The organism is uncultured Caulobacter sp. (assembly GCF_947036865.1).
In the GTDB taxonomy this organism is placed as follows: domain Bacteria; phylum Pseudomonadota; class Alphaproteobacteria; order Caulobacterales; family Caulobacteraceae; genus Caulobacter.
This window is the reverse complement of sequence record NZ_CAMQSF010000003.1, coordinates 208,055-233,814: the sequence shown is the minus strand read 5'-3', so window position 1 is coordinate 233,814 and position 25,760 is coordinate 208,055. Positions and strand designations below refer to the sequence as shown.

Here is a 25,760-nt window from a genome sequence, read left to right as displayed (position 1 = left end):
TGACGATTGCAACGGTGACGGAGCGTAAGGTGGCGACGCGGTGGACTCCCGGCGTGTGGGCCGGTCTGGCGGCGATCAGCGGCCTGCTCTCGGTGGCCTTCGGGGCCTTCGCCGCGCACGGGATCCAGGCCTGGAAGGCGGTCGAGTGGCTGCATACCGGCTCACAATATCAGATGACCCACGCCCTGGCCGTGTTCGCGGCTCTCGCCCTGCATCGCGCCGGGGCCAAGGGCATGGGCCTGGTCGCGGCGCTGTTCCTGGGCGGTACCGTGGTGTTCTCGGGCTCGCTCTACGCGATGGCGCTGGGGGCTCCTCGGATCCTGGGCGCGATCACGCCGCTGGGCGGCCTCGCGTTCCTGGCCGGCTGGGCGCTGATGGCCTGGCGGGCCTTCACCCTGCCCGATCAGGCCTGAGCCTTGCGCGCGCCCGGCAGGGCGAGGCCGAAAATCGCCAGCGCCGAACCGACCAGGCAGGCGAACATCACGCCGGCCACGGGGCGCGGCGTGCCGTCGTGCAGCATCCCGCCGGCCCAGGAGGCGACGGCCCCCGCTCCGAACGAAGCCGAGCCCATCAGGGCCGAGATCGAGCCCGCGCGGCGCTGATCGACGCTGAGCGCGCCGGCCATGGTGTTGCCGCCCATCAGGCCGTAGATCGACAGAGCCGCGAACAGCAGCGGCAGCACCGTCCACTGCCCGCCCCAGCCGGTCCAGGCCGCGATCGTCAGCAGCAGCGCCGCGACGATCGAGGCCATGCTGGCCTTGCTCAGCACGTCGTCGGGCAGGCGGCGGCGCAGCAGCCAGCGATTGACCTGGCTGGCGCCGATGATGCCAACCGCGTTGAAGGCGAAGATCAGGTTGAACACCAGCGGACTATGGCCGTAGGTCCCCATCACCAGATCCGGCGCGCTCGAGATGTAGGTGAACAGCACCGCGCCGTTCAGCGCCCCGGCCAGAGCGTAGCCCATCAGCCGCCGCATGCCGAACAGCGCCGCATAGGCCTTCAGCGGGTTCTCGCCCCGCGCCTGGGCTTCGGTCTCCGGCGAGCGGGACTCGCCGAGCGCCACGGTCACCCACGCGCCGATCAGCAGGCCAAAGGCCACGAGGGTCCAGAACACCCCGCGCCAGCCGGCCACGAGCTGCACCACGCCGCCGAGCTGCGGCGCCAGGACGGGCGCCAGACCCATGATCAGGGTCATCAGCGATAGGACCCGGGCCGTCTCGGTATGGCTGAACCGATCGCGGACCACGGCGCGGGCCACGACGGCGCCGGCGCAGCCCCCTAGCGCCTGGACGAAGCGCGCGGCGATCAGCACCTGGATGTTCGGCGCCAGGGCGCAGACGGCCGAGGCGAGCACAAAGACCCCGACGCCGACCAGCAGCGGCGGGCGCCGCCCGAAGCGATCCGACGCCGGGCCGTAGATGATCTGACCGATCGCCATGCCCGCGAAGAAGGCCGCCAGGGTCGCCTGGGTCTGATCCGGCGCGGCGTGCAGGCTCCGCCCGATCGACGGCAGGCTCGACAGGTACATGTCGATCGACATCGGCGCGAAGGCGGTCAGGGCGCCGAGCAGCAGGACGAAACGCCAGGGAACGGCGGCGGGCGGCGGACTGGCGTCGGGCATGCGGCCTTTTACGCCCGAACGACCCAAGGGAAAGCGCAAATGACGCTTGCTCGCCCCCGGGGAGCCCCTCAATGCTTATCGGCAATAACCGAGAACGGCGGGAGGCCAGCGCTCATGACGGTCATGCACACCAAAGCCCCGCCCCTGCCCGAACCCCGGTTCGCCGACGTGAACGGCATCCGCCTGGCCTATTACGAGGCGGGTCCGCGGCAAGGCGTTCCGATCGTGCTGTGCCACGGCTTTCCGGAGCTGGCCTTCTCGTGGCGTCACCAGATCGCGGCCCTGGCGGCGGCCGGGCGCTGGGTGATCGCGCCCGACCAGCGGGGCTATGGCCTCACCCCGGGACCGGAGGCCGTCGAAGCCTACGACATGGCGCACCTGACCGGCGACCTCGTCGGCCTGCTCGACCATCTGGGCGTCGAGAAGGCCATCTTCGTCGGCCACGACTGGGGCGGCTTCGTCGTCTGGCAGATGCCCCTGATGCATCCGACGCGGGTGGCCGGGGTCGTCGGCCTCAACACGCCGTTCACGCCGCGCCTGCCGCTGGATCCGATCGAGATGTTCCGCAACGCCTATGGCGAGGACATGTATATCGTCCACTTCCAGAAGCTCGGCGTGGCCGACGCCCAGCTGGCGGCGGATGTCGAGCGCACGATGCGGTTCTTCATGCGCCGGCCCCAGGGCACGCAGGACGACTTCCTGACGCGGCCGGCGGAGCGCCGCAGCCTGGCGCTGCAAGAGGCGCTCGCCCATTACGACCCAACGGACGATGGCAGCCAATTGCTGGCGCCGGACGAGTTGGCGTTCTTCGTCGAGGCTTTCGAGCGCACCGGCTTCACCGGCGGGATCAACTGGTACCGCAACTTCACGCGGAACTGGCTGGCGGCCGAGGGGCAGCCCCGCCGCATAGACGGCGTCCCCTGCCTGATGATCATGGCCGAGCTGGACGTCGTCCTGCCGCCGGCCATGGCCGATCGCATGGGCGACCAGATCTCGGATCTCGAGAAGGTGCTGATCGAGGGCAGCGGCCACTGGACCCAGCAGGAGAAGCCCGCCGAGGTCAACGCGGCGATCCTGGGCTGGCTCGACCGGCGGTTCCCGCTTTAACCGTCCGGGTGTGATCCTCGCCCTTCGACACGCTCAGGGCGAGGATCACGGAAGACTGGGTGGAACCTCATCCCGAGCCTGTCGAAGGACGAGGTTCGGCGCCTCAGTTCCGCGCCGCGATCATCGCCTCGGCCCGGCGGCGCATGGCGGCGGCCAGTTGCAGCATGGCGAGCGCCGAAACCTCGTCGCGCTCGGCCGCCCGCAGGCTGTAGACATTGGCCATGGCGAACAGCGCCTCGGCGCGGTCGACGCCTTCAGCCCCGAACATCTCGCCGATCTGCCGATCAAGCTCGGCCAGCTGGATCGGGTTCAGCATCCCGAGCAGTTCGTCGTCGGAGTAGTCTTCGGGCGCGAGCTGAGTCATGGGCGCACCATACAGAAGCGGTCGAAAGGCGATAAGCGGTCGCGATCGGCGTTCACAGGCGGAGGCAAACCAAGTTAGGGTTGGTCGCATGGATCGTAACGCTTCCCTCGCCGCCATGAGTTCCGTTGGCCGCCGTGGTCTGTTCCGCGAGGTCGAGCCGTTTTCGTTCGGCTGGATGCCGACCGGCGGTCCGCACGAGATCTATTACGAGGAATGCGGCAATCCGCGCGGCCGGCCCTGCGTGATCCTGCACGGCGGCCCGGGCGGCGCGGTCAACCCGACCATGCGGCGGTTCTTCGACCCGACCAAGTGGCGCATGACCCTGTTCGACCAGCGCGGCTGCGGCCGCTCGCGCCCGAACGCCAGTCTCGAGGACAACACCACCTGGAGCCTGATCGCCGACATCGAACGCCTGCGCGAGCATCTGGGCGTCGAGAAGTGGACGGTGTTCGGCGGCTCCTGGGGCTCGACCCTGGCCCTGGCCTACGCCATCACCCATCCCGAGCGGGTGGACGGCCTGGTGCTGCGCGGCATCTTCCTGCTCACCGACCGCGAGCTGCGCTGGTTCTATCAGGACGGCGCCTCGATGCTGTTCCCCGACGCCTGGGAGCGCTTCCTGGCCCCGATCCCCGAGGACGAGCGCGGCGACCTGATGGCCGCCTATCATCGTCGGTTGGTCGCCCCCGATCGTCGCGTGCAGCTGGAGGCCGCCGCGGCCTGGAGCCAGTGGGAGGGCGACACCATCTCGCTGCGCGGCCCCGAGGCCCGCCCGTCCAAGTTCAACGAAGAGGACTTCGCGATCGCCTTCGCGCGGATCGAGTGCCACTTCTTCATGAACAAGGGCTTCTTCGACGAGGACGGCTGGATCCTGAGGAACATCGACCGGATCCGGCATATCCCCGGCTGGATCGTCCAGGGTCGCTTCGACGTGGTCACGCCGCTGGACAGCGCCTGGCGCCTGCATCGGGCCTGGCCCGAGGCGCGCTTCGACATCGTCTGGGACGCCGGCCACGCCTCGACCGAGCCCGGCGTCATCGACGGCCTGGTGCGGGCGACGGACGCGGCGCTGGTCAGCTAGAGGCGTGCGAAAACCTCGTCCTTCGACAAGCTAGGATGAGGTTTTCCGCTGACGCGGCCTGAGAGTAGTCCTCACCCTGAGCCTGTCGAAGGGCGAGGATGCGCCTGGACTGCCGCTCAGAGCAGCGAGCCCTTGCCGCTGGTCACCTCGGTATAACGGTGCACGCGCACCGACTGGACGAGGCCGAAGCCCACCATCACCGTCAGCATGACGGTGCCGCCGTAGGACAGCATCGGCATCGGCACGCCCACGACCGGCGCCAGGCCCATGACCATGGCCCCGTTGATCAGCACGTAGAGCGAAAAGGTCGCCGTGACGCCGGCCGCCGCCAGGCGTCCGAAGTGGCTGTGGCTGATCGAGGCGATACGCAGCGCCATGAAGATCACCGCGCCGTACAGGAACAGCACGCCGAAACAGCCGACGAAGCCGAACTCCTCGGCCAGCGTGGCGAAGATGAAGTCGGTCTGCTTCTCGGGCAGGAAGTTCAGCTGGCTCTGCGAGCCGAGACCGAACCCCTTGCCCAACAGACCGCCCGAGCCCAGGGCGATCTTGGACTGCAGGATGTGGTAGCCGTCGCCGGACGGGTCCTGCTCGGGGTTCAGGAAGGTCAGGATCCGATTGCGCTGGTAGTCGTGCAGCACGAACATCACGAAGGGCGGCACCGCCATCACCGCCCCGACCACGCCCGCCGTGATCACCCGCCAGTCCAGCCCGGCCAGCACCATGATCGCGAAGCCGGTCGCGCCCAGCAGGATCGCGGTGCCGAGGTCGGGCTGCTTGGCCACCAGCAGGAACGGCACGCCGATCATCGCGGCCGGGATCAGCAGCAGCCACGACAGCCGCGCGCGATCGGCCGTGAGGCCGTGATAGAACCTAGCCAAGGCCAGCACGAGGCCGATCTTCATCACCTCGGACGGCTGGAACCGGATGGGCCCCAGTTGCAGCCAGCGCTGCGCGCCCAGCGCCGTGTGGCCGAACACGTCCACGGCCACCAGCAGGATCACGCCGACGATATAGACGGGATAGGCCGACCAGAACCACCAGCGCAGGTCGCACATGGCCAGGGCGATCATGATCACGAAATAGACGCCAAAGCGCAGCAGGTGCTTGTCGGCCCACGGCTCCCAGGAGGCGCCGGCGATCGAGAACAGCATCAGGCCGCCGACGCCGGCGATCAGCGCCAGCACCAGGCAGAAGGTCCAGTCGACCTCCATGAACTTGATGATCGGCCGGTCGCGCTCGCCCGGCCGGGTGAGGCCCCCGCTCAAGGTCATTGGGGGACTCCTGGAAGCGGGGACGGCGCGGCCGCGGGGCCTTCCGTGGGACTATCGGGCGCGGCGCCCTCGGTCGAGAACTCGGCGTCGTCGACCGGCGGCAGCGGCATGGGCTTTTCGATACGGGCCCGGATCTCGGGGTCCTTCAGCAGCGCCACCCGCATCACCTCGCGCGCGCGCGGCGCGGCGGCGCTGGAGCCGAACAGACCGCCGTGCTCGACCAGCACCGACATGGCGTAGCGCGGATTGTCGTAGGGCGCGAAGGCGATGAACAGGTTGTGGTCCTTTAGCCGCCAGGGAATGCCCTGGTTGCTGCGCGAACCCGTCTGGGAATACTGGCGCACCTGGGCCGTGCCGGTCTTGCCGGCCATCAGCACGTCGCCCAGGCCCAGCTGGCTCTGCTTGTAGGCGCCGCCGGTCGGGTCGTTGGCCACGGCGGCCATGCCGGCGCGAACGATCTCCAGATGCTCCGGCGGGAACGGCAGGTCGCCGACTGCGTCGCCGTGCGGTTGGTCGACGCCGCCGATCGACTTGATCAGCCGCGGGTTCAGCGCCCGCTTGCCGTTGGCCAAGCGCGCGCACATCGTCGCCAGCTGCAGCGCGTTGACGTTGATATAGCCCTGGCCGATCCCGTACGGGACCGAATCCCCCGGATGCCAGACCGGGTCGCGCTTGAAGGCCTTCTTCTTCCAGTCTCGCGAGCCCACCAGGCCCTTGCGCTGCCCCGGAATGCCGATGTCGAACGCCTGGCCGAACCCGAGCGCCGTCGCCGTCGTGTAGATGGGGTCGGGGCCGATGCGCAGCGCCATCTGGTAGAAATAGACGTCGCAGGAGTTCTTGATCGCGTCGTGCATGTTCTGCACGCCGTGGCCGCCCTTCTTGTGGCAGTGCCAGGTGCGGCCGCCGAAGTACCAGCCGCCGGTGCAGACCACCCGCTCGGTCGGATCGACGCCGGCGCTCAAGGCCGCCAGGGCGACGGTCGGCTTGAAGGTCGAGCCGGGCGGATAGACGCCGGTCATGGTCTTGTCGAGCAGCGGCTTGCGCTCGTAGTCGGCCAGGGCCTTGTACTCGGCGCCGGACAGGCCCTTGACGAAGCGGTTGGCGTCGAAGCTGGGCGCCGAGGCCATGCACAGGATGTCGCCGCTGCGGCAGTCGATCATCACGATCGCGCCGCTCTCCTCGCCCATCACCTCCAGCGCGCGGTTCTGGATGTCGGCGTCGAGGGTCAGGCGGATTTCCTTGCCCGGCGTCGGGGCGATGTCGCCGGCGGGATCCAGCCGCACGACGCGCCCCTGGGCGTCGACCTCGGTCTTGGTGGCGCCGGCGCGGCCGCGAAGCTGCTTGTCGAAGGCCTTCTCGACCCCCTGCTTGCCGATCCGGAAGCCGGGATTGTGCAGCAGTTCCTGGTCCTGGGTGCTGTCGTCCTTGGCCGCGTCCAGGTCGCGATCGCTGGCCTTGGCGACATAGCCGATGACGTGGGCGAAGGCGCCGCCGAACGGATAGACCCGCACCTCGCCCATGTCGGCGGTGACATTGGGCAGTTCCGGCGCGCGGATGTTGACGCGGCTGAACTCCTCCCAGGAGAGGTCTTCCATGACCACGACCGGGGCCTTGCGCGGCGCGCGGTCCAGCTCCTTCAGCACCCGGGCGCGGCGCGTGCCGTCGATCGGGACCAGCTTGGCCAGGTCGTCCAGCACCGCCTCGGCGTCCAGATCCTTGTCCTTGTTGATCATCAGCCGGAAGTTCGGCCGATTGGACGCCAGGGATACGCCGTTGCGGTCCAGGATCAGGCCGCGCGGCGGCGGCACCAGGCGATAGTTGAACTGGTTGCCCGCCGAAAGCTTTTGGTAGCGCTGGGCCTCGACCAGCTGCAGCTGCGCCAGCCGCCCGCCCAGGGCCAGCAGGCCCAGACCCGTGAAGCCGCCCAGCAGGAAGGCGCGCCGGTGGAAGACCCCCTGACGCTCGTTGACCTCGAAGAAGAAGATGGACGGCTCGCTCATCGCCTCACCGGAACCGCACGTCGGCGTCCTCGAAGCGATCGACCAGGCGGTGGGCGAACGGGAACAGCAGGGCCGTCACCAGGAACTGCCAGAACACGGCCAGCAGGCTGGGCATGGCCAGGCTGTCGAGCATGGTGAACAGGAACGCGGCGACCATGGCCACGCCGGTGATCCCGGCGAACCAGGCCCACATCATCGGCCGGCTCTGGCCGGTCATGGCGTTGCGCAGGATCAGCACCATGGCATAGGCGACCAGCAGCGACAGGCCCCACAGGCCCGTGGGGCCGCCCCAGAAGATGTCGAGGAACAGGCCCAGCACCAGGATCGCGAACGGGGCCAGGATCGAGGGCCGGATCATCGCCCAGGCGAAGGCCGGGACCATTGCGAAAACCGGCTCGGGCAGTTGCAGGCCCCAGACGCGCAGCGGCGCGGCGAACAGGATCGTCGCGCCCATGCACATCAGCATCGGCACGCCCAGCCAACGGCCGGGATTGAGCGGTCGCGCGCCGCCGAGCTTCATCGGGGCGCCCCGCTCGCGGCGGGCTTGGCCGGCGGGGCCGGCTTCGGCGGCGCGACCGCCGGCGGCGTCGCGGGCGTTGGAGTCGCGGGCTTGGGCGCGGCCGCCGGCGGGGTCGACAGGATCGAGCTCTGCGGATCCTCGGTCGTCACCGGCGGCAAGACCTTGGCCTCCAGCTCCTTCTGGTTGGCCAGCTGCGAGAAGTCCTTGAACAGCAGGATGCGGACATAGTCGATCGCCGCCTGGTCGGCGAACAGCACCACGCGCCAGCGGCCGTCCAGCCCCTTGACCGCCGCGCCCACCGGCAGGCCGCGCGGCACCACGCCGCCGTCGCCCGAGGTGACGACCCGGTCGCCCTGCTGGATCGGATCGACCCCGCGCAGATATTCCAGCTTCGGATTAGGGCCGCCGTCGCCGGTCAGGATCGCCCGGGCGTTGGTGCGGTCGATCATCACCGGCGTGCGCGAGGCGATGTCGGTCAGCAGCAGGATGCGGCTGGCCCCGCGCGAGACCCCGACCACCCGGCCGACCAGACCGCGCTCGTTCAGCGCCGGATTGCCGACGGCGATGCCGCGCTCCGACCCGGCGTCGGCCAGGCGGGTGTTGGCGAAAGGTCCTCGGCTGTCGCTGACCACCCGGGCCGAGGCCATCGGGATCGGCGGATCGGTGCGCAGGCCCAGCAGCGACTTGTAGCGGTCGTTCTGGTCCTGCAGCGCCAAGGCGCGGTCGCGCCACTGACGCATCTCGGCCAGCTCGGCCTTCAGGCGGCGGTTCTCCGAGGCGGTGAAGAAGTAGCTGCGGACATAGTCTAGCCCCAGCCCCGTCCAACGGCCCGGCGCGGCGATGGCCCCGCTGACCGGCTTGGCCACGGTGTCGACGGTCTGGCGCGTGACGCCGTAAGCCTGCTCCTGGAGCGTCTCGCGCCGGTCGGCCAGGAGGAAGGCGACGGCGATGACGGCCGCCACGATCAGCGCCACCGCCGCCGTCCAGGTAAGCGGCACTTTCAGGTCGCCGAGGGGACCTTCGCGAAAGGGCACGAACTGTTCTCCTGGCGCCCCCCGGCGCCTCTAGCGGAACTCTAAAACTAGGCCAGAGTCGATTCCAGGACGCCCTTCATCCACTTGGGGTGCTCCAGCACCTTGCCGCAGCCCAGGGCCACGCAGGACAGCGGATCGTCGGCCACCGTCACCGGCAGGCCGGTGTGGTCGCGGATCTCGGCGTCCAGGCCGCGCAGCAGCGCGCCGCCGCCGGTCAGCATGATGCCCTTGTCGGCGATGTCCGAGGCCAGTTCCGGCGGCGTGGCTTCCAGGGCCACCTTCACCGCCTCGACGATCTGCCCGACCGGTTCGGCCAGGGCGTCGGCGGCCTGCTTTTCGCTGATGCGGACCTCGCGCGGCACGCCCTGCATCAGGTCGCGGCCCTTGACGTCGATCGACAGCCCCTCGCCGTCGGCGGGCGCGCGGGCGGTGCCGATTTCCTTCTTGATGCGCTCGGCGGTCGTCTCGCCGATCAGGAGGTTATGGTGGCGACGCATGTAGCTGATGATCGCCTCGTCCATCTTGTCGCCGCCGACGCGGACCGAGCGCGAATAGACGATGCCCGACAGCGACAGCACGGCCACCTCGGTGGTGCCGCCGCCGATGTCGACGACCATCGAGCCGGTCGGCTCGTGGATCGGCAGGCCGGCGCCGATCGCCGCGGCCATCGGCTCGTCGATCAGGCCGACGCGACGGGCCGAGGCGTTGAGGCAGCTGTCGTTGATGGCGCGGCGTTCCACGGCGGTCGCGCCCGACGGCACGCACACGATGACCTTGGGGTTCACGAAGCCCTTGCGGTTGTGAACCTTGCGGATGAAGTACTTGATCATCTCCTCGGCGACTTCGAAGTCGGCGATCACGCCGTCGCGCATCGGGCGGATGGCTTCCATGTGACCCGGGGTGCGGCCCAGCATCTGCTTGGCCTCGATGCCGACGGCGTGGACGATCTTGCGGCCGCCGACATTGCGCAGCGCCACCACCGACGGCTCGTTCAGGACGATCCCTTTGCCCTTCATGTAGATGAGGGTGTTGGCCGTGCCGAGGTCGATGGCGATGTCGTTCGAGATCACGCCGAAGAGGGAAGAGAACATTGAAAGCCCTGACTGAGGGGTAGGAGGGGCGTTACGGACGGCAGATCGGTGAAGCGGGGTCCTTTCCGTCCCGAAGACGGGGTCGGCGGAAAAGAAAAAGGCTCCTACTTCAATTCAATGCGAGGACAACATGATTCCCGCATTTGGGGGATTTCGCCCCCGTCCGCGCGCCCGGCCGCCCGACGGGAGCGCCGCCCCGTGGCCGCGCCGTCGTCCGAGCGATACAACCGCGCCGACGCCGCCCGTTTGCACTGCGAAAGCGTTGATTTCAAGGTCTATTCGCGGGCGGCTTTCACGGTTTCGCATCCGACGCCGCCAAGCACCCGATCGTGGCGAAATCTAGCCGAGCGCGGCCATCACCACGCCGACCGCCGTTATCAATCCCGCGACGGCCTGGAGCGCCGTCAATCGCTCCTGGAACAGACGGCGGCCGGCCAGGGCAGCGATCGGCATCTCGACCACCCCGACCGCCCTCACCGGCCCGACGGGCGACAGCGCCATGGCCGTGAACCAGAGGCCCGAGGCGGCCGCGCCGCAGAAGCCGGCGCCCAGGGAGTGGCGCCAGGCGGCGACCACCGCCCTCAGCGCGGCCGGGTTTCGCCAGGCCAGATAGCTCGTCAGGCCGACGGTCTGGATCGCCTGCACGACCATCACGGTCACCAGGGCCGAAGCGGCCGGATGGGCGGGATCGAAGGCCAGACTCGCCTGCCGGAAACAGTTGGCGCTGAGCGCGAACACCGCGCCCGAGCCCAGGCCCGCCAGCACCGCGCCCCGCCGCATAACGACCTCGCCGCGCGGCCAGGTCAGCGCCGCCAGTCCCGCCGAGGCGATCAGGCCCCCCGCCCAGGTGATCGGCCCCACGTGGTCGCCGAAGAACAGCGCACCCCAGACGAGCGCGAACGGCAAGCCGCTCTGCTGCATCGCCGTGCCCAGCGCGAAGGTCGAGCGATGCATGGCCGTCAGCAAGGCGGCCGTGGCGGCGATCTGCAGCCCCGCCCCGGCCGCGCAGGCCAGCCAGAACGGTGCCGTCGGATGGGCCGCGGCGCCGGGCGTCGCCAGCCACGCCACGCCGGCGAAGACAGCGGCGAACGGTAGGCCGAACAGAAACCGCACCAAGGTCGCGCCCCAGGGTCCGGCCCCGCCCATGATCGAACGCTGGGCGGCGTTGCGCGCCACTTGCAGGGCGGCGGCGCCGACGGTGATGGGAATCCAGATCATGGCTTAGCGCTTCAGGCCCCCATGCTCGCCCGACCAGGCCTGGGCGAACATCCTGTTGTTCCTTACGCGGCCCTTATACGGAAGGGCCTTTTTCCGAATGGAGCCCTTGCGGGCCTTGGACGCAAAAACACCGGGTCGGTCCGTCTCGCGGACCTGTAGGAAGAAGGCTTACCGACCATGTCGCCCCACCCGCTTCGTCAGGCCGCCCAGTTCCTGCTGGGCGTGCCCACCGAGGGGATCAATCCCGCCCTGGACCGCATGCTGGACCTCGCCGAGGCCACCCCGCTTAGCTTCGTGGCCGTCGCCGGACCTGGCGCGGGCGAAGCCATGTGCCAGCTGTGGCGCAAGGGCTACCAGCGCGTCGAGGCCGCGCGCCGGGCCACCTGCGGGGCGGCCGACGAGCGCAGCGACGTGCTGCTGGTGCTGGACTGCCCCACTCTGCCCGACGCCCGCGCCGTAATCGCCGCGACCTACGCCATGCTGCGCCCCGGCGGGACCCTGGTCGCCGACGCGAGCGCCCTACTGGACGAGACTGATCGCAGGGCGCTGGCCGACAGCTTGCGGGCGCTGGGCCTGGACGTTCAGCCCCAGGCGCACCTGGGAGCCGAGATCCTGGCGACGCGGCCCTTCGGCAATCGTCGAGCGGCCTAGAACCCGCTGGCGATCGCCGCCTCGGGGCGGGTCTTTTCCTTGCGGGCGAAGAGGTTGTTCAGCGCGTTGACATAGGCCTTGGCCGAGGCGGTCAGCGTGTCGGTGTCGGCGGCCGCGCCGGTGGCGATGCGGCCGTCCTCTTCCAGACGCACCGAGACCTGGGCCTGGGCGTCGGTGCCTTCGGTCACCGCGTGCACCTGGAACAGACGCAGGGCCGCGCCGTGCGGCACGATCTTGTGGATGGCGTTGAACACCGCGTCGACCGGACCATCGCCGGTCGCTTCGGCCGTGCTCGAGACCCCATCGACGTCGAGCGTCAGCTCGGCCGACTGGCCCTCGGTGCCGGCCACCACGCGCAGGTGCGAGACGCGGATCTTCTCCGAACCGCGCGCCAGGGCGTCGTCGACCAGGGCGATGATGTCGTCGTCATAGACGTGCTTCTTGCGGTCGGCGAGGTCCTTGAAGCGGCCGAAGGCTTCCTTCAGCGCGTTCTCGCCCAGCTCGTAGCCCAGGTCCTTCAGCTTGGCGCGGAAGGCGTGGCTGCCCGAGTGCTTGCCCATGACCAGGCTCGACGGGGCCTGGCCCACCGACTCCGGCGTCATGATCTCGTAGGTCTCGCGGTTCTTGAGCATGCCGTCCTGGTGGATGCCGCTCTCGTGCGCGAAGGCGTTCTTGCCGACGATGGCCTTATTGTACTGCACCGGGAAGCCGGTGATGGCCGAGACGTAGCGGCTGGCGCGGGTGATGTGGGTGGTGTCGATGCCGGTCTGGAAAGGCAGACGGTCGCCGCGCACCTTCAGCGCCATGACGATCTCTTCCAGCGCGGCGTTGCCGGCGCGCTCGCCCAGGCCGTTGACGGCGCACTCGACCTGACGGGCGCCGCCCTGCACGCCCGCCAGGCTGTTGGCGACGGCCAGGCCCAAGTCGTTGTGGCAGTGGGTCGAGAAGATCACTTTGTCGGCGCCCTCGACGTTATTGACCATCCAGTTGAACAGGTCGGCGTATTCCGACGGATAGGTGTAGCCGACGGTGTCGGGCAGGTTGATCGTCGTGGCGCCGGCCTTGATCGCGGTCTCGACCGCGCGGCGCAGGAACTGACGGTCGCTGCGGGTAGCGTCCTCGGCCGACCATTCGACGTCGTCGCGCAGGTTGCGGGCGTGGCCGACCGAGCGGGCGATCACGTCGATGACCTGATCCGGCTCCATCTGCAGCTTGTGCTTCATGTGCAGGTCGGAGGTGGCGATCACCACGTGTATGCGGCCGCGCTGGGTCGGCTTCAGGGCCTCGGCGCAACGGTCGATGTCGACCTGGTGGGCGCGGCACAGGCCGGCGATGGTCGAGTTCTTGACGATCTTGGCCACTTCGCGGACGGCCTCGAAGTCACCGTTCGAGGCGATCGGGAAGCCGGCCTCGATGATGTCGACCCCCATCTCCTCGAGGATCTTGGCCAGCTCCAGCTTCTCTTCCAGCGACATCGACGCGCCGGGCGACTGCTCGCCGTCGCGCATGGTGGTGTCGAAGATCACGACGTTGTCGCGCTTGTCGAAAGCGCCGGCGGTTACGGGGGTCATCGGAATACTCGTCGAATGGGTGTCTGCGTGCGGGCGGCGGGTTCATCCCCTGTGCGCCCGGCCACGACGATCCGCGGCCCCTAGAGCGCCCAGGGGTTGGTAAGCAGAAGCGGAAGCAGGTCGCGCGCGACGGTCATGCCGGAACTTCTACACAGACGCCCGGAATCGGGCAAGCAATTTGCGCCGGCCGTCGAATTCGTCGCGGCCGGCGCATGATTTCCCCCATTTCACCGCTATTGAGGGCGAGTCACGATCGGGAAGTCGGTCGGGAAGGTGTCAAACCAACCCGTCATCCGGCCCAAGGCCGCGCGATCGCCCTCCAACTTGACCTCGCCGATCAGGATCTTGGGGACCAGCGACTTGCCCTGGAACAGCGACTCCAGGAACAGCGGCCGGGCGACGGTCAGGGTCGCGTCGGCCTGCTCCCCGCCTTGCGAGGGCTGGGCCACCAGGACGCCGTTGCGGACCTCGACCAGGAAGCGCTCGTTGCGATCCGGGAAGACGAAGACGATCCGCAGGCGCGCGTCCTTGGCCTTGTCCGGATTCAGCCGCACCGACAGCACGTCGAAGATCATCGCGCTGTCCAGGGCCGCGATCATGTCCAGCGGCGTCAGCGAGGCCGGCAGCTTGCGCACCCCGCCGCGCAGCTCGTCCGCCCCGGTCAGGTAGATGTTGCGCCACAGGCTGTTCTCGCTCTGGTAGCCCATCTGGTCATAGGCCGAGGCCAGCAGCGTCTTGGCTTCCTTGTCATCAGCGTCGGCCATGACCGCGTGGTTCAGCAGGGTCGCGGCCCAGGCATAGTCGCCCTTGTCCGCCGCCGCCTTGGCCAGGGCCTTGACCTTGGCCGCGCCGCCCATCGCCTCGACATAGCGCTTGCCGGCGTCGGCCGGCGGCGCGGGCGCAAGGTGGGCCGGATTGGCGTCGTACCAGCCCATGTAGCGCTGATAGACCGCGCGGCTGTTGAAGCTCATCGAGCCGTAATAACCGCGATTGAACCAGTCCTTGGCCAGGGCCGGCGGCAGCTCGATCCGGGCGGCGATCTCGTCGCCGGTCAGGCCCAGATTCATCAGCCGCACCGTCTGGTCGTGCAGATACTTGTAGGCGTCGCGGTGATCGGCCAGGAAATCCTTGACCACCGCGCCGCCGAAACGCGGCCAGCCATGGCTGGTGATCATGGTGTCGGAGACGTCGCCGAACAGGCGCAGGGACTCCGTCAGGTCGTCGGCCCAGGCCTTGCTGTCGCGCACCAGCGCTCCGCGCGGGGTCAGGATGTTGTGCATCGAGACATTGGCGTTTTCGGCCATGTCCAGGATGCGCAGGTCCGGGAAATAGAGGTTCATCTCGGCCGGCGCCTCGGTCGAGGGCGTGTACTGGAAGCGGATCTTGACGCCGTCCAGCGTCAGCTCCTGGCCGGTGTGGTCGACGGTGACGGTGGGCGGAATCAGGGTGATCGAGCCCTTGGCGATCGCCTGGCCTATGCCGGAGGTGATCTGTCCCTGGGGTCCCGTCGGCAGCATGATGCCGAACTGGTATTGCGCCCGCCGGCTCATGGCGTTGCCGGCCAGGATGTTCTCGGCCGCGACCTCCTTCATGAAGCCCTCGGGCGCGACGATGGCGACCTTGCCGGCCTTGACGTCGGCCTCGTCGACCACGCCGCGCACGCCGCCGAAATGGTCGCTGTGGCTGTGGGTGTAGATCACCGCCTTGACCGGCAGCTTGCCCAGCTTCTGGTCGACCAGATCCAGCGCCGCGCGCGCGGTCTCCTTCATGGTCAGCGGATCGATGATGATCCAGCCGGTGTCGCCCCGCACGAAGGTGATGTTGGAGATGTCGAAGCCGCGCACCTGATAGACACGGTCCGACACCTTGAAGAGTCCATGCTTGGAGAGCAGCTGCGCCTGGCGCCAGAGGCTAGGATTGGCGGTCGCCGGGGCCGGCCCTTTCAGAAAGTCGTAGGCCGCCAGGTTCCAGGCCGGCTGGCCGTCCTCGCGCTTGATCAGCGGATCGGCCCGCGTGCCCAGGAAGCCCTGCTCGGCGAAGTCGAAGTCCTGGCGATCGGCCATCGGCAGGCTGGCGGCCACGGCCTTCTGCTTGTCGATGGTGATCGCGCTGGCCGGCTCGCCCGCGCGGGCGCCCGACGCCAGCGCCAAAGCCGCCAGCGCGCTCGTCAACAACATCCCCGTCCGCATGCCGCTCCCCCTTTATTTGAAACTTTAGAGTTTCATTCTACATAGCACCGATGAACACGCCCGCGAAAGCCCCCGCGCCCCGAGGCCGCCCCGGCCAGCCCAAGCCCCGCGTGGACAAGGCCGCGCGCGGCGTCGCGGTGCTGGAGGCGGCCGTCGAGGTGTTCGCGGAGAAGGGTCTGCAGGCCGCCACCATGCAGGACGTCGCCGACCGTCTGGGGGTGGCCAAGATCCTGATCTATCGGCTCTATCCCTCGCGCCAGAGCCTGCTCGACGCGCTGTTCGGCGACATGCTGGCCCGCATCGAGGCCGAGGCCGGACGTCCCTGGGGCGGCTATGGTTCGAGCATCGCGCGGCTGGTGACGATGTCGCGCGCCAATCCCAAGCTGACCTTGCTGCTGCTCCGCGACGCGCGCGGCGCGCCCGAAGCGGTCGTCTGGCGCGAGGCGCTGGAGCGCCTGCTGACCCAGCTTATCGAGCCGTTCGTCGCCGCCCCCGCGAACGCCTCGGACGCGCAACGGGCGACTTGCAAACACGCCGCCCGCACCTTCATGCCGTTCGTGATCGAGGCCTGGGCGGCGGGGCTCGAGGAGACCGACGGCATGGACGACGCGACCCGGACCCGCTGGTTCGGCGAAATCGTCCGGGCCTGGCGCGAGGCGACCTACGCCGCGGCCAGGCTTCCTGTCCCGGAAAGCCTTCCTCGATGAGACCGAGCCCTTTCGTCCGATCCGCTCAAAGGCGCGGATCGGAAGGGCTTGGGACTTAGCCCTCCGCTGCCTCGGCCGCCTCGCGCCTCTTGAGCCAGGCGCGGCTGAAGAGACCCATGGCCAGCCAGATCACGACGGCCAGCACGATCATCAGAATGTGCTGCTTGCCGCCGCCCTTCAGCGCCTGGACGATCGAGTTGCCGGCGAAGGCGGTCAGGGCGATCTTCGGAACGATGCCGATGGCCGTGCCGGCGACGAAGTCGCGGACGCGCATCGGCGTGACGCCCCCGGCCATGTTGACGACGATGAACGGCGCCGACGGCACCAGGCGCACGATCAGGCTGGCCATGAAGCCGTTCTTGCCGATCATCCGCATGAACTTGTTGACGCTCTCGCCGGCGAAGTCGCGCAGGATCCTGGCGCCATAGGCCCGACCCAGCCAGAAGCCGACCAGGGACGAGACCAGCGTGCCGATCCAGCTGTAGGCGAAGCCGGCCCACGGCCCGAAGGCGACCACCGCCGCGGCGATCAGCACGAACTGCGGCACGCCAAGGAACGCCATGACCGCGAACGCGACCACCGCCATCGGCAGGGCCCATGGCCCACTCGCCGCGCCCAGCCAGTGCTCGACCGCCGTCTCGCCGTTCACGCCCAGCAGTTGCGCGCCGAACAGGAAGACCAGTCCCACCCCGCCGAACAGCACGAACGAGACGGCCACCGTGCGCCAGGCGCGGGCGTCCATGTTCGTGAGGAAATCGATGATGCGGCGGATCACGGGCCCTCCTCGCGCAAGCGTCGGCCAGGGTCAAGCCGCGCCGCTGTCCGCCGGCGGATACAGGCCGCGAACCGGGCGCTTTTGGGGCAAGGCCCGCGAACGCGATTTGGGCACGACATGATTCGCCCGCCACGACATTTCGGTTGCGTGATCTTCACAAGACAGCGTTACTTATCCACAGGCCCCGAGGACAACGAGCCCTGGCCTGGTGGGGAGTTAGATCGTGAAGACCCTGGCTGTGATCTCGCGCAAGGGCGGCGCCGGCAAGACGACGCTCGCGGTCAATCTGGCGATCACCGCGCACCTGGCGGGCCTGAAGGTCATGCTCGCCGATCTCGACGCGCAGCGCTCGGCGTCGGACGCTCTGCGCGCGCGAAACAGCGCCGGTCCGGTCCTGGCCGAAATCAACGCCGGCAAGCTGTTCTCGACCCAGGTTTCGGCCCAGCACGACAATTTCGACGCCCTGGTGATCGACACCCCCGCCGCGCCGGAGACGGACGTGCTGCAGGCGATCAACTGTGCCGATCTCTGCGTGCTGGTCTGCCGCCCGACCTTTCTCGACATCGCCTCGGTGGTGCGGTCGGCCGAGGCCGTTCGGCGGCTGGGCAAGAGGGGCGTGATCGTGCTGAGCCAAGCCCCGCCGCGCCGCAATGGCGTCGAACCGCCGGCGGTGATCAAGGCCGCCGAGGCCCTGCGGTTCACTGGCATGCCCCTGGCCCCGATCGGCCTGCGCGCCCGCGCCGCCTTCCAGCAGTCGATCGCCCACGGCCGCTCGGTGTGCGAGTGGGAGCCGGGCTCGGCGGCCGCCGAGGAGATCTCTCGCCTGTGGGAGCTGGTCGCGCCGATGCTGTTCGGCCAGGGACCGGTGAAGACCCTGGCCGCCAACCAGGCCTGAACGCCCCCTCCGCCGACGGACCGTTCGAATGTCGCCGACCCGCGTTGCGCCGCGGCGAGCGGGAGCGTAAAGACCGCCCCAATCCTGAAACGGTCCCGTCGTTCGGACCAGCAGCACAGGGGAGTCCTGCCAAATGTCGCTTGAGTCCGCCGCCCTGCGGCGCATCGCTCCGTCGGCCACCATCGCCATCAGCGCCAAGGCGCGCGCGTTGAAAGCCGCCGGCCGTGACGTGATCGCCCTCTCCGCGGGCGAACCGGACTTCGACACGCCGGACAATATCAAGAACGCCGCGATCGAGGCCATCAAGGCCGGCAAGACCAAGTACACCGACCCCGACGGCATGCCGGAGCTGAAGGCCGCCATCTGCGCCAAGTTCAAGCGCGAGAACGGCCTCGACTACAAGCCGAGCCAGATCCACGTCGCGCCGGGCGGCAAGCCGGTGATCTACAACGCCCTGGTCGCCACCCTGAACCCCGGCGACGAAGTGATCATCCCCGCGCCGTACTGGGTGTCGTATCCGGACATGACCCTGCTGGCCGGCGGGACGCCCGTGCCGGTGGAAACCACCGCCGAGAGCGGCTTCAAGATCACGCCGGAGGCGCTGGAAGCGGCGATCACGCCCAAGACCAAGTGGCTGATCATCAACAGCCCCTCGAACCCGTCGGGCGGCGCCTACACCCGCGCCGAGCTCCAGGCGATCGCCGACGTTCTGCTGCGCCACCCGCAGGTGTGGGTGCTGACCGACGACATGTACGAGCACCTGGTGTTCGACGACTTCGAGTTCACCACCATCGCCCAGGTCGAGCCTCGGCTCTACGACCGCACCTTGACCATGAACGGCGTCTCCAAGGCCTATGCCATGACCGGCTGGCGGATCGGCTACGCCGGCGGGCCCGAGCCGCTGATCAAGGCCATGGGCAAGATGATCAGCCAGACGACCTCGAACCCCTCGTCGATCTCGCAATGGGCGGCGCTGGAGGCCTTGAACGGCACGCAGGACTTCATCAAGCCGAACCAGAAACTGTTCCAGGCGCGCCGGGATCTGGTGGTGTCGATGCTGAACCAGGCCACCGGTCTGCACTGCCCGACGCCGGAAGGGGCGTTCTACGTCTATCCCTCGTGCGAGGGCCTGATCGGCAAGACCGCGCCCTCGGGCAAGGTCATCGAGAGCGACGAGGACTTCGCCACGGAACTGCTGGAGGCCGAAGGCGTGGCGGTCGTGCACGGCGCGGCGTTCGGGCTCTCGCCCTTCTTCCGCATCAGCTACGCCACGAGCAACGAGGTGCTGGAAGACGCCTGCGCGCGCATCCAGCGTTTCTGCGCCAGCGTGAAGTAGTCAGCGACGGTGGCGCTGGGACGATCCGGCGCCACCGCTCTTCAAGGCGTCCGGCGCGGCCTGACCCGAAGCGCGAGGACTTCGCCTAACCGCCGCCGAGCTTCCCCCTAACCATCCGAATACGCGCGCCGCTGGCGTGAATCCGGAGCCCGAGGCGCCGGAGGCCTGATCGTCGCCTTCGACCACGGCGCGCCCGTTGCGCCCCCGACGGCCCGGACGCGTCCGCCGAGGACGCCGAGCAACTCGACGCTCGCCTCGCGCTGAATGTAACAAAAATTATTGTTCTTACACGATCACCTGCACGCTTATCGGCGGGATCGCAGGAGAAAGGCCGAAAAATAGAGGTTATCGCGAAATAACTATTGAAAGTTGAGAATCTATACCTCATCGCTACTGACGTCGCGAGCGCAGGCCGCTCCACAATCTTTGGCCGAGCGCCCTGCCCCGAGATTCTACTGATGTCGCCGGATCGTCCCCCGCCCGAGACCCTCCGCGAAGATGCCGCCCGGCCTGATCGCGACCTCCCCCTGGGTCACTGGGACGAACCGATGGAGGACCGTTACCCGGTCTGGCGGAGGAACCTTTATTGGCTGATCGCGACGCTCTTCTCGGCGGCGGTCTGGTGGGCCATCTTCTGGGGCGTACGCTCGGTCTTGACGCCGCAGCCGCTTGAACAGAGACGTGGCGCGGTGACGCGGAGCCATGCCGTTCCGCCCGCCGATCGGCGCGCGCCCGAAGGCTGCGCGCGCCCCGTGTCGCCCGATGGCGCTTGCGCCCCGCGGGTGGGTCCGGGCGCGGGACCGACCTAGCCGTCGATCCAATCGGTAAGCCCTTCGCGGGCATGAACCTCGCGCAGGGCCGGGCGCTGGCGCATGCGGTCCAGGTAGCGCTTGAGGTTCGGCCAGTTGGTCGCCGGCTTGGGCATGTTGCGGGTCCAGCGACAGAGGATCACGGCCAGAACGTCGACCGTCGTGAACTGGTCGCCGACCAGATGGTCGCGATCGGCCAGGCGCGCATCCAGCCGCGCCAGTCCGGCCTCGATCCGCGCGCGGGCGGCGCTCCTGACCGCCTCCAGCGCCTCGCCGCCCGCCGGCTCGTGCGGATAGAACCAGGCGCGGAAGTGCGGCTGCAGGCTGTTGGCCAGCCACAGGGTCCAGCTCAGATAGTCGGCCCGCGCCGGCGATCCGGGCGGCGGCGCGAAGCCCGCCTCGGGGTGGCGCTCGGCCAGCAGCGTGGCGATCGCCGCCATCTGGGTGACCGGCGCGCCGTCGATGATCAGGGTCGGCGCCACGCCGTCCGGATTGAGGGCCAGGTACTGGGGCGTCTTGTGTTCGCCCTTGTCGAAGTCGAGCAGACGGACCTCGAACGGAACGCCGAGTTCCAGCAACAGCCAGTGGATGGCCGTTCCGGCCGTGCTGGGCGAGCCATAGAGCTTGTACATCGATCCCCTCCGCGCCGAGGGGCGGATAGACAGTCGCCCGGACCGGAACGTCAAGCCCAAGCCAAAAGGCCTCCGCCGATCCGGCGGAGGCCTCTTTTCTCGAACCCGTCGGCCGACTCAGTGCTTCTCGCGCCACTGGGCCTTGGCGTCGTCCTTGGTCAGGCTGAGGTGGACCTTGTCGTCATCGACATATTCCACCCACGACAGGGGGATCAGGTGGTGCTTGAAGCCGCCGCCGAGGTCCAGCTTGGCCAGCTCGATCTCGCCGCCCATCACGTGGTCGACGCGACCGACATGGCCGCCGTCCGACCCGACCACTTCCTGATGTTCCTTGATCTGCGTGACGTCGATCATCTGTCGTCTCCTGAAGTTAAGCGAGACCATGCCGGCTCTCGCGTCATCAAACGGCCACGTCACCGGCCAAGTTTCACTTGCCACGCCCGGCAAGATTGTTCTTGATACGTTCCACGCCTTTCGGGGATCTCGCATGAGCCTTCGCGCGCTTCTCGTCGCCGCTCTTATGGCCCTCGCCGCGCCCGCCTTCGCCGATCCGGCCATCGGCAAGCGGGTCGACGCCGTGTTCGCCGACGATACGGTCACCCTGACCGAAGCCGGCAAGACGGTCCTGGTCTATCGCGCCAAGCCGCTGGACCCGGCCACGGAGCCCGGCCGGGCCCACTATGTCGGCGCGCTCTACGCGCCCGACGGAACGGCCCTGGTCGAGGACCGGCCCGGCGACCATCCGCACCAGCGCGGCGTCTGGTGGGCCTGGATGAAGGTCCAGACCGACGGCAGGACGGCGGCCGACGGCTGGTACATGAAGGGACTGTCCTATTTCGTGCGCCAGAAGCGCTTCCTCGGCGACGCCGAGGGCGGCGGAACCCTGACCGTCGACGTCGACTGGATGGTCAATTCGGGTCCTGAGCTTGCCTATGTCGCCACCGAGACGACGAAGATCACCTTGCGGCCGCTGAAGGCCGGCGCGCGCCGGGTGGAGTTCGACACCACGATCACCGCCCGCGTCGACGCTCTGGGCCTGGGCGGCAGCGAGGACGATCGCGGGTTCGGCGGCTTCTCGATCCGCCTCGTCGATCCCGAGCACCTGACCTTCGCGTCGGGCGGCAAGACGATCGTCCCGAACGGCGGCGCGATCCAGGCCGGACCTTCGATGGGCTTCGCCTGGAGCGGCGGCGACGCCTCGCCGGCCTGGACCATCGGCCTGGCGTGCAAGGCCAACGATCAGGCGATCACCCGCTGGATGCTCTACACCGACCGTTCGATGCAGAACTGCGTCTTCCCAGGCCGCGCGCCTTTGGTCCTGAAGAAGGGCCAGGCCTTGCATCTTCAGGAAACCCTGGTCATTCGTCCGCAGAGCAAGACCGCCGCAGCGAAGAAGCAGCCGTAAGCCGATGGCCGACATCGTCAATCTGAACCAGGCGCGCAAGGCCAAGGCCAAGGCCGACGACAAGGCTCGCGCCGCCGAGAACCGCGCCAAGTTCGGCCGCACCAAGGGCGAGAAGGCCCTGGACGCCGCCCGCGCCGACAAGTTGAAGCGCGATCTCGACGGCGCCAAGCGCGAGGACTGAGCCCTGGCTGGACTGAAGAAGCGCTCGGTGAACCTGGCTGGCCACGCGACCTCCCTGGCGCTGGAGCCGGAGTTCTGGGCGGCGCTGGAACGCGCGGCGGCCGACGAGGCGCTCAGCCTCGCCGGTCTGATCCAGAGGATCGATCTGGAACGGGGCGAGCGGCCCCTCGCCTCGGCCTGCCGGGTGTTCGCGCTGGGGCGAGCCAACCGCTAGCCGCGCGGGTGTTCCTGGCTCACCATCGGCCGGCGCTGCAGCGGGGTCGGCGCGGGTTGCGGGTCCGGAGCCTTGCGCAGGCTCCGCGAAACATCCGGCATGGCCTGCCGCCAGTCGGCCTTGTCGCCGGCCATGACGCCCAGGGTCCAGGCGCCCCAGACCGCCAGGCCGACGATCGCGACCACCAGGAGCGCCGCCCAGGCCGCGCCATGATCTCTAGGCGCGTCCGCGCGCGGCGGATGGGTGAGCGTTTTCACGGAAACCTCAGCCGCCCGCCGGCTTCGGCGCGTCGGGCAGTTTCGGCGCCGAGGCCGAGATGTTGACGTCGACCTGCTTCTTGTGACCGAAGCCGCCCGACCACATGAAGAAGGCCAGCACCGCCACGATGACCACCAGGCCACCGACGATGAAGGCAAGACCGCTGTTCCCGCCGCTGGTTTCCTCTGCCATCAGTTTCTCCACGCCTCTCGGCTCTCGTTGCTGTTGGCGGATCAACGATACGCGGCGCGGGAAGTTCCTTTCCCGACATAGGCGGTCGACGGGCTTCCGTCGCGCGGGGGGCTTAAGCGACGCGCCGTCTGTGCTACATATGTTCCCATGCATTCCGACGCCGACTCGCCCGATTTCCCCGGCGACCTCCCCTCCCCGCGCATCTCCGACCTGGCCCGAGCCCGCCCGCCGGTGCCGATGGGACGGGAAGCCGCGCCCGGCTATCTGGACGGCCTGAACCCCGAACAGCGCGAGGCGGTCGAGACCACCGAGGGTCCGCTGCTGGTGCTGGCCGGCGCCGGCACCGGCAAGACGCGCGTGCTGACGACGCGCTTGGCCCACATCCTGGCGACCGGCCGCGCCCGCCCGTGGGAACTGCTGGCCGTCACCTTCACCAACAAGGCCGCGCGCGAGATGCGCGAGCGGATCACCCACATCATCGGCCCGGAGGCCGAGGGCCTGCGGTGGCTGGGCACCTTCCACTCGGTCGCCGCCCAGATCCTGCGCCGCCACGCCGAGCTGATTGGCCTCAAGTCCAACTACACGATCATCGACACCGACGATCAGGAACGCCTGCTCAAGCAACTGATCGAAGCCGAGAACATCGACGCCAAGCGGTGGACGCCCCGGATCCTGTCGCAGATCATCGACGGCTGGAAGAACCGCGGCTGGACGCCCGACCGCGTCCCGACCAGCGAGGCTGGCGAGTTCGCCAACGGCAAGGGCATCAGCCTCTATCGTCAGTACCAGGAGCGCCTGCGCATCCTGAACGCCTGTGATTTCGGCGACCTTTTGCTGCACAATATCAGCATCTTCACCGGCCATCCCGACGTGCTGGACGAATTCCAGCGGCGCTTCAAATACGTAATGGTCGACGAGTACCAGGACACCAACGTCGCCCAGTACCTGTGGCTGCGCCTCTTGGCCCAGGGTCGCCAGAACGTCTGCTGCGTCGGCGACGACGACCAGTCGATCTATGGCTGGCGGGGGGCCGAGGTCGACAACATCCTGCGGTTCGAGCGCGACTTCCCGGGCTCGAAGGTCGTCCGCCTGGAGTGCAACTATCGCTCCACCGAGCACATCCTGGCCGCCGCCTCTGGCCTGATCACCGCCAACAAGGGGCGCCTGGGCAAGACCCTCTGGACCCCGGCCAAGGGCGGCGAAAAGGTCAAGGTGTCAGGCGTCTGGGACGGCGAGGCCGAGAGCCGTCTGATCGCCGACGAGATCGAGCGCGCCAAGAAGGCCGGTCGCAAGTACAGCCAGATGGCCATCCTGGTCCGCGCCAGCTTCCAGATGCGAGCGTTCGAAGAGCGCTTCGTGATGCTGCAGATCCCCTACAAGGTGGTCGGCGGCCCGCGCTTCTTCGAGCGCGCCGAGATCCGCGACGCCCACGCCTATCTGCGCCTGATCCAGTCGCCCGACGATGATTTGGCCTTCGAGCGGATCGTCAACACCCCCAAGCGCGGCATTGGCGACACCTCGGTGCAGAAGCTGCTGCAGATCGCGCGACTGGAGGGGATCTCGACCGTCGACGCCGCGCGCGCGATCATCACCAGCGACGACCTGCCGGCCCGCACCCGCACCGCGCTCAGCAATTTCATCCGCGATCTCGACCGCTGGCGCTCGCTGATCGGAACCCTGCACCACCAGCGCCTGCTGGAGACCGTGCTGGAGGAGAGCGGCTATACCGACGCCCTGCGCCTGGACAAGGGTCCGACCAGCCAGACGCGGCTGGAGAACCTGAAGGAACTGGTCCAGTCGATGGGCGCCTTCGACACGCTGGAGGCCTATCTGGAGCATGTGTCGCTGGTCATGGACCTGGACCGCGAGGCCACCGGCGACGCCGTCTGGATCATGACCCTGCACTCGGCCAAGGGCCTTGAGTTCCCGCTGGTCTTCCTGCCCGGCTGGGAGGAAGGCGTGTTCCCCAGCCAGCGCAGCATGGACGACAAGGGCGAGAAGGGCCTCGAGGAAGAGCGGCGCCTGGCCTATGTCGGCATCACCCGCGCCCGCGAGGAAGCGCGCATCAGCTTCGTGGCCAACCGGCAGGTCTATGGCCGCTGGACCAGCCAGCTGCCCAGTCGCTTCGTCGACGAACTGCCGATCGCCCACGTCGATGCGGCCTCGGAGACCGGCTATTACGGCGGCGGTCCGGGCATGCAGTCGACGGCGGCGTCGCGCTGGGACGATCCCGGAACGAGCGCCTTCCAGGGCGGCAGCTACGACAGCCCCGGCTGGAAGCGGGCGCAGGAGCGCACCGCCGGCTTTGGCGAGCGCGGCGGATCTTGGCGGGGAATCCAAGGCGTCCGCGCCGGCTCGGCCGCCCGCTCGGCCCCGATCGAGGGCGAAGGCCGGCTGGTCGCCGTCTCGGCCCCGACCAACAGCGCCTATTCCCGCGGCGACCGGGTGTTCCACGTCAAGTTCGGCTATGGCCAGGTGACCGGGATCGAGGGCAACAAGCTGACCGTCGCCTTCGACAAGGCCGGCGAGAAGAAGGTCATCGACAGCTTCGTCGAGAAGGCGTGAGCGCCCGCATCTTGTGACCGCTACCATCTCTGATAAGGTCAGGCCAAAAGGCCTATTGGCCTGACAATTGGGGA

The 25,760-nt window shown here is 68.6% G+C and carries 26 protein-coding genes; 11 read left to right on the top strand and 15 right to left on the bottom strand.

The genetic code is table 11. The features are described 5' to 3' along the window. Positions 1–29: 29 nt before the first annotated feature. Positions 30–413, top strand: coding sequence for a DUF423 domain-containing protein (locus Q0V34_RS04505; protein ID WP_297508360.1), 384 nt, complete (start codon positions 30–32; stop codon positions 411–413). On the opposite strand, the gene Q0V34_RS04500 is transcribed toward Q0V34_RS04505, so the two are convergent. Then, positions 404–1,621: a multidrug effflux MFS transporter gene (locus Q0V34_RS04500; RefSeq protein WP_297508357.1), complete on the bottom strand. Its 1,218-nt coding sequence runs from the start codon at positions 1,619–1,621 to the stop codon at positions 404–406. The two genes, Q0V34_RS04505 and Q0V34_RS04500, sit on opposite strands and share 10 nt — an antisense overlap. 114 nt (positions 1,622–1,735) lie before the next feature. Between Q0V34_RS04500 and Q0V34_RS04495 the strand changes: the two genes are divergently transcribed. After that, positions 1,736–2,728 (top strand): alpha/beta hydrolase, encoded by a 993-nt coding sequence (locus Q0V34_RS04495; protein ID WP_297508354.1) that lies wholly within the window; start codon positions 1,736–1,738, stop codon positions 2,726–2,728. Between the two features lie 103 nt (positions 2,729–2,831). Here the strand turns inward: Q0V34_RS04495 and Q0V34_RS04490 are convergent, their stop codons facing one another. Next, on the bottom strand, positions 2,832–3,092 hold the full coding sequence (locus Q0V34_RS04490) for a low temperature requirement protein A (protein ID WP_297508351.1): 261 nt from the start codon (positions 3,090–3,092) through the stop codon (positions 2,832–2,834). Between the two features lie 88 nt (positions 3,093–3,180). Between Q0V34_RS04490 and pip the strand changes: the two genes are divergently transcribed. Further along, positions 3,181–4,170: a prolyl aminopeptidase gene (gene pip, locus Q0V34_RS04485; RefSeq protein WP_297508347.1), complete on the top strand. Its 990-nt coding sequence runs from the start codon at positions 3,181–3,183 to the stop codon at positions 4,168–4,170. 116 nt (positions 4,171–4,286) lie between these two features. Here pip and rodA read toward each other — a convergent pair whose 3' ends face one another. From rodA to Q0V34_RS04455, 6 genes are all read right to left on the bottom strand, one after another. Next, a complete protein-coding gene (rodA, locus tag Q0V34_RS04480) occupies positions 4,287–5,444 on the bottom strand; it encodes a rod shape-determining protein RodA (RefSeq protein WP_297508345.1) in 1,158 nt (385 codons plus the stop codon). Then, positions 5,441–7,444 (bottom strand): penicillin-binding protein 2, encoded by a 2,004-nt coding sequence (gene mrdA, locus Q0V34_RS04475; RefSeq protein ID WP_297508342.1) that lies wholly within the window; start codon positions 7,442–7,444, stop codon positions 5,441–5,443. The genes rodA and mrdA overlap by 4 nt, the downstream gene beginning before the upstream one ends. A gap of 4 nt (positions 7,445–7,448) precedes the next feature. Continuing rightward, positions 7,449–7,964 carry a hypothetical protein gene (locus Q0V34_RS04470; protein WP_297508339.1) on the bottom strand — a complete coding sequence of 172 codons (516 nt, stop codon included), beginning with the start codon at positions 7,962–7,964 and terminating at the stop codon, positions 7,449–7,451. Continuing rightward, the gene (gene mreC / locus Q0V34_RS04465; RefSeq protein ID WP_297508336.1) at positions 7,961–8,998 is read right to left on the bottom strand and encodes a rod shape-determining protein MreC; all 1,038 of its coding nucleotides are present in this window, start codon (positions 8,996–8,998) and stop codon (positions 7,961–7,963) included. The genes Q0V34_RS04470 and mreC overlap by 4 nt, the downstream gene beginning before the upstream one ends. A 47-nt stretch (positions 8,999–9,045) precedes the next feature. Continuing rightward, positions 9,046–10,089, bottom strand: a complete 1,044-nt coding sequence (locus Q0V34_RS04460; protein WP_004623009.1) for a rod shape-determining protein — start codon at positions 10,087–10,089, stop codon at positions 9,046–9,048. A 339-nt stretch (positions 10,090–10,428) separates the two neighbouring features. After that, positions 10,429–11,307 carry a DMT family transporter gene (locus Q0V34_RS04455; RefSeq protein WP_297508324.1) on the bottom strand — a complete coding sequence of 293 codons (879 nt, stop codon included), beginning with the start codon at positions 11,305–11,307 and terminating at the stop codon, positions 10,429–10,431. Positions 11,308–11,484: 177 nt separating this feature from the next. Between Q0V34_RS04455 and Q0V34_RS04450 the strand changes: the two genes are divergently transcribed. Then, positions 11,485–11,958, top strand: a complete 474-nt coding sequence (locus Q0V34_RS04450) for a hypothetical protein (protein ID WP_297508321.1) — start codon at positions 11,485–11,487, stop codon at positions 11,956–11,958. Here Q0V34_RS04450 and Q0V34_RS04445 read toward each other — a convergent pair. Then, entirely contained in the window at positions 11,955–13,529 is a 1,575-nt protein-coding gene (locus Q0V34_RS04445) for a 2-isopropylmalate synthase (RefSeq protein WP_297508318.1), read from the bottom strand. The genes Q0V34_RS04450 and Q0V34_RS04445 overlap by 4 nt on opposite strands. Positions 13,530–13,762: 233 nt before the next feature. After that, entirely contained in the window at positions 13,763–15,718 is a 1,956-nt protein-coding gene (locus tag Q0V34_RS04440) for an alkyl sulfatase dimerization domain-containing protein (RefSeq protein ID WP_297508314.1), read from the bottom strand. Positions 15,719–15,768: 50 nt separating this feature from the next. On the opposite strand from Q0V34_RS04440, the gene Q0V34_RS04435 reads away from it, so the two are divergent. After that, a complete protein-coding gene (locus Q0V34_RS04435) occupies positions 15,769–16,425 on the top strand; it encodes a TetR/AcrR family transcriptional regulator (RefSeq protein WP_297508311.1) in 657 nt (218 codons plus the stop codon). A 55-nt stretch (positions 16,426–16,480) separates the two neighbouring features. Here Q0V34_RS04435 and Q0V34_RS04430 read toward each other — a convergent pair whose 3' ends face one another. Then, positions 16,481–17,200, bottom strand: a complete 720-nt coding sequence (locus Q0V34_RS04430) for a TVP38/TMEM64 family protein (RefSeq protein ID WP_297508308.1) — start codon at positions 17,198–17,200, stop codon at positions 16,481–16,483. Positions 17,201–17,423: 223 nt separating this feature from the next. On the opposite strand from Q0V34_RS04430, the gene Q0V34_RS04425 reads away from it, so the two are divergent. Together Q0V34_RS04425 and Q0V34_RS04420 are read left to right on the top strand one after the other, a co-directional pair. After that, entirely contained in the window at positions 17,424–18,095 is a 672-nt protein-coding gene (locus Q0V34_RS04425) for a ParA family protein (protein WP_297508304.1), read from the top strand. A 133-nt stretch (positions 18,096–18,228) separates the two neighbouring features. Beyond that, positions 18,229–19,431 (top strand): pyridoxal phosphate-dependent aminotransferase, encoded by a 1,203-nt coding sequence (locus Q0V34_RS04420; protein ID WP_297508301.1) that lies wholly within the window; start codon positions 18,229–18,231, stop codon positions 19,429–19,431. 805 nt (positions 19,432–20,236) lie between these two features. Here the strand turns inward: Q0V34_RS04420 and Q0V34_RS04415 are convergent. Both Q0V34_RS04415 and Q0V34_RS04410 read right to left on the bottom strand, forming a co-directional pair. Then, on the bottom strand, positions 20,237–20,872 hold the full coding sequence (locus tag Q0V34_RS04415) for a glutathione S-transferase family protein (RefSeq protein WP_297508298.1): 636 nt from the start codon (positions 20,870–20,872) through the stop codon (positions 20,237–20,239). A 117-nt stretch (positions 20,873–20,989) separates the two neighbouring features. Further along, complete coding sequence (locus Q0V34_RS04410; protein WP_297508295.1) at positions 20,990–21,226, bottom strand: DUF2171 domain-containing protein; 237 nt, start codon at positions 21,224–21,226, stop codon at positions 20,990–20,992. A gap of 133 nt (positions 21,227–21,359) precedes the next feature. Here Q0V34_RS04410 and Q0V34_RS04405 point away from each other — a divergent pair, with 133 nt between their 5' ends. Genes Q0V34_RS04405 through Q0V34_RS04395 form a run of 3 tightly spaced genes read left to right on the top strand, consistent with a single transcriptional unit; the run spans position 21,360 to position 22,671 of the window. Beyond that, positions 21,360–22,277: a DUF6807 family protein gene (locus Q0V34_RS04405; RefSeq protein ID WP_297508292.1), complete on the top strand. Its 918-nt coding sequence runs from the start codon at positions 21,360–21,362 to the stop codon at positions 22,275–22,277. A 4-nt stretch (positions 22,278–22,281) separates the two neighbouring features. Further along, the gene (locus Q0V34_RS04400; protein WP_297508288.1) at positions 22,282–22,458 is read left to right on the top strand and encodes a DUF4169 family protein; all 177 of its coding nucleotides are present in this window, start codon (positions 22,282–22,284) and stop codon (positions 22,456–22,458) included. A gap of 3 nt (positions 22,459–22,461) precedes the next feature. Continuing rightward, complete coding sequence (locus Q0V34_RS04395) at positions 22,462–22,671, top strand: ribbon-helix-helix domain-containing protein (RefSeq protein ID WP_297508407.1); 210 nt, start codon at positions 22,462–22,464, stop codon at positions 22,669–22,671. Here the strand turns inward: Q0V34_RS04395 and Q0V34_RS04390 are convergent. Both Q0V34_RS04390 and Q0V34_RS04385 read right to left on the bottom strand, forming a co-directional pair. Continuing rightward, positions 22,668–22,928: a hypothetical protein gene (locus Q0V34_RS04390; protein WP_297508285.1), complete on the bottom strand. Its 261-nt coding sequence runs from the start codon at positions 22,926–22,928 to the stop codon at positions 22,668–22,670. The genes Q0V34_RS04395 and Q0V34_RS04390 overlap by 4 nt on opposite strands. 7 nt (positions 22,929–22,935) lie before the next feature. Further along, complete coding sequence (locus tag Q0V34_RS04385; RefSeq protein ID WP_297508282.1) at positions 22,936–23,121, bottom strand: hypothetical protein; 186 nt, start codon at positions 23,119–23,121, stop codon at positions 22,936–22,938. A 147-nt stretch (positions 23,122–23,268) separates the two neighbouring features. On the opposite strand from Q0V34_RS04385, the gene Q0V34_RS04380 reads away from it, so the two are divergent. Beyond that, positions 23,269–25,686, top strand: coding sequence for a UvrD-helicase domain-containing protein (locus Q0V34_RS04380; protein WP_297508279.1), 2,418 nt, complete (start codon positions 23,269–23,271; stop codon positions 25,684–25,686). The last annotated feature ends 74 nt before the right edge of the window (positions 25,687–25,760 follow it).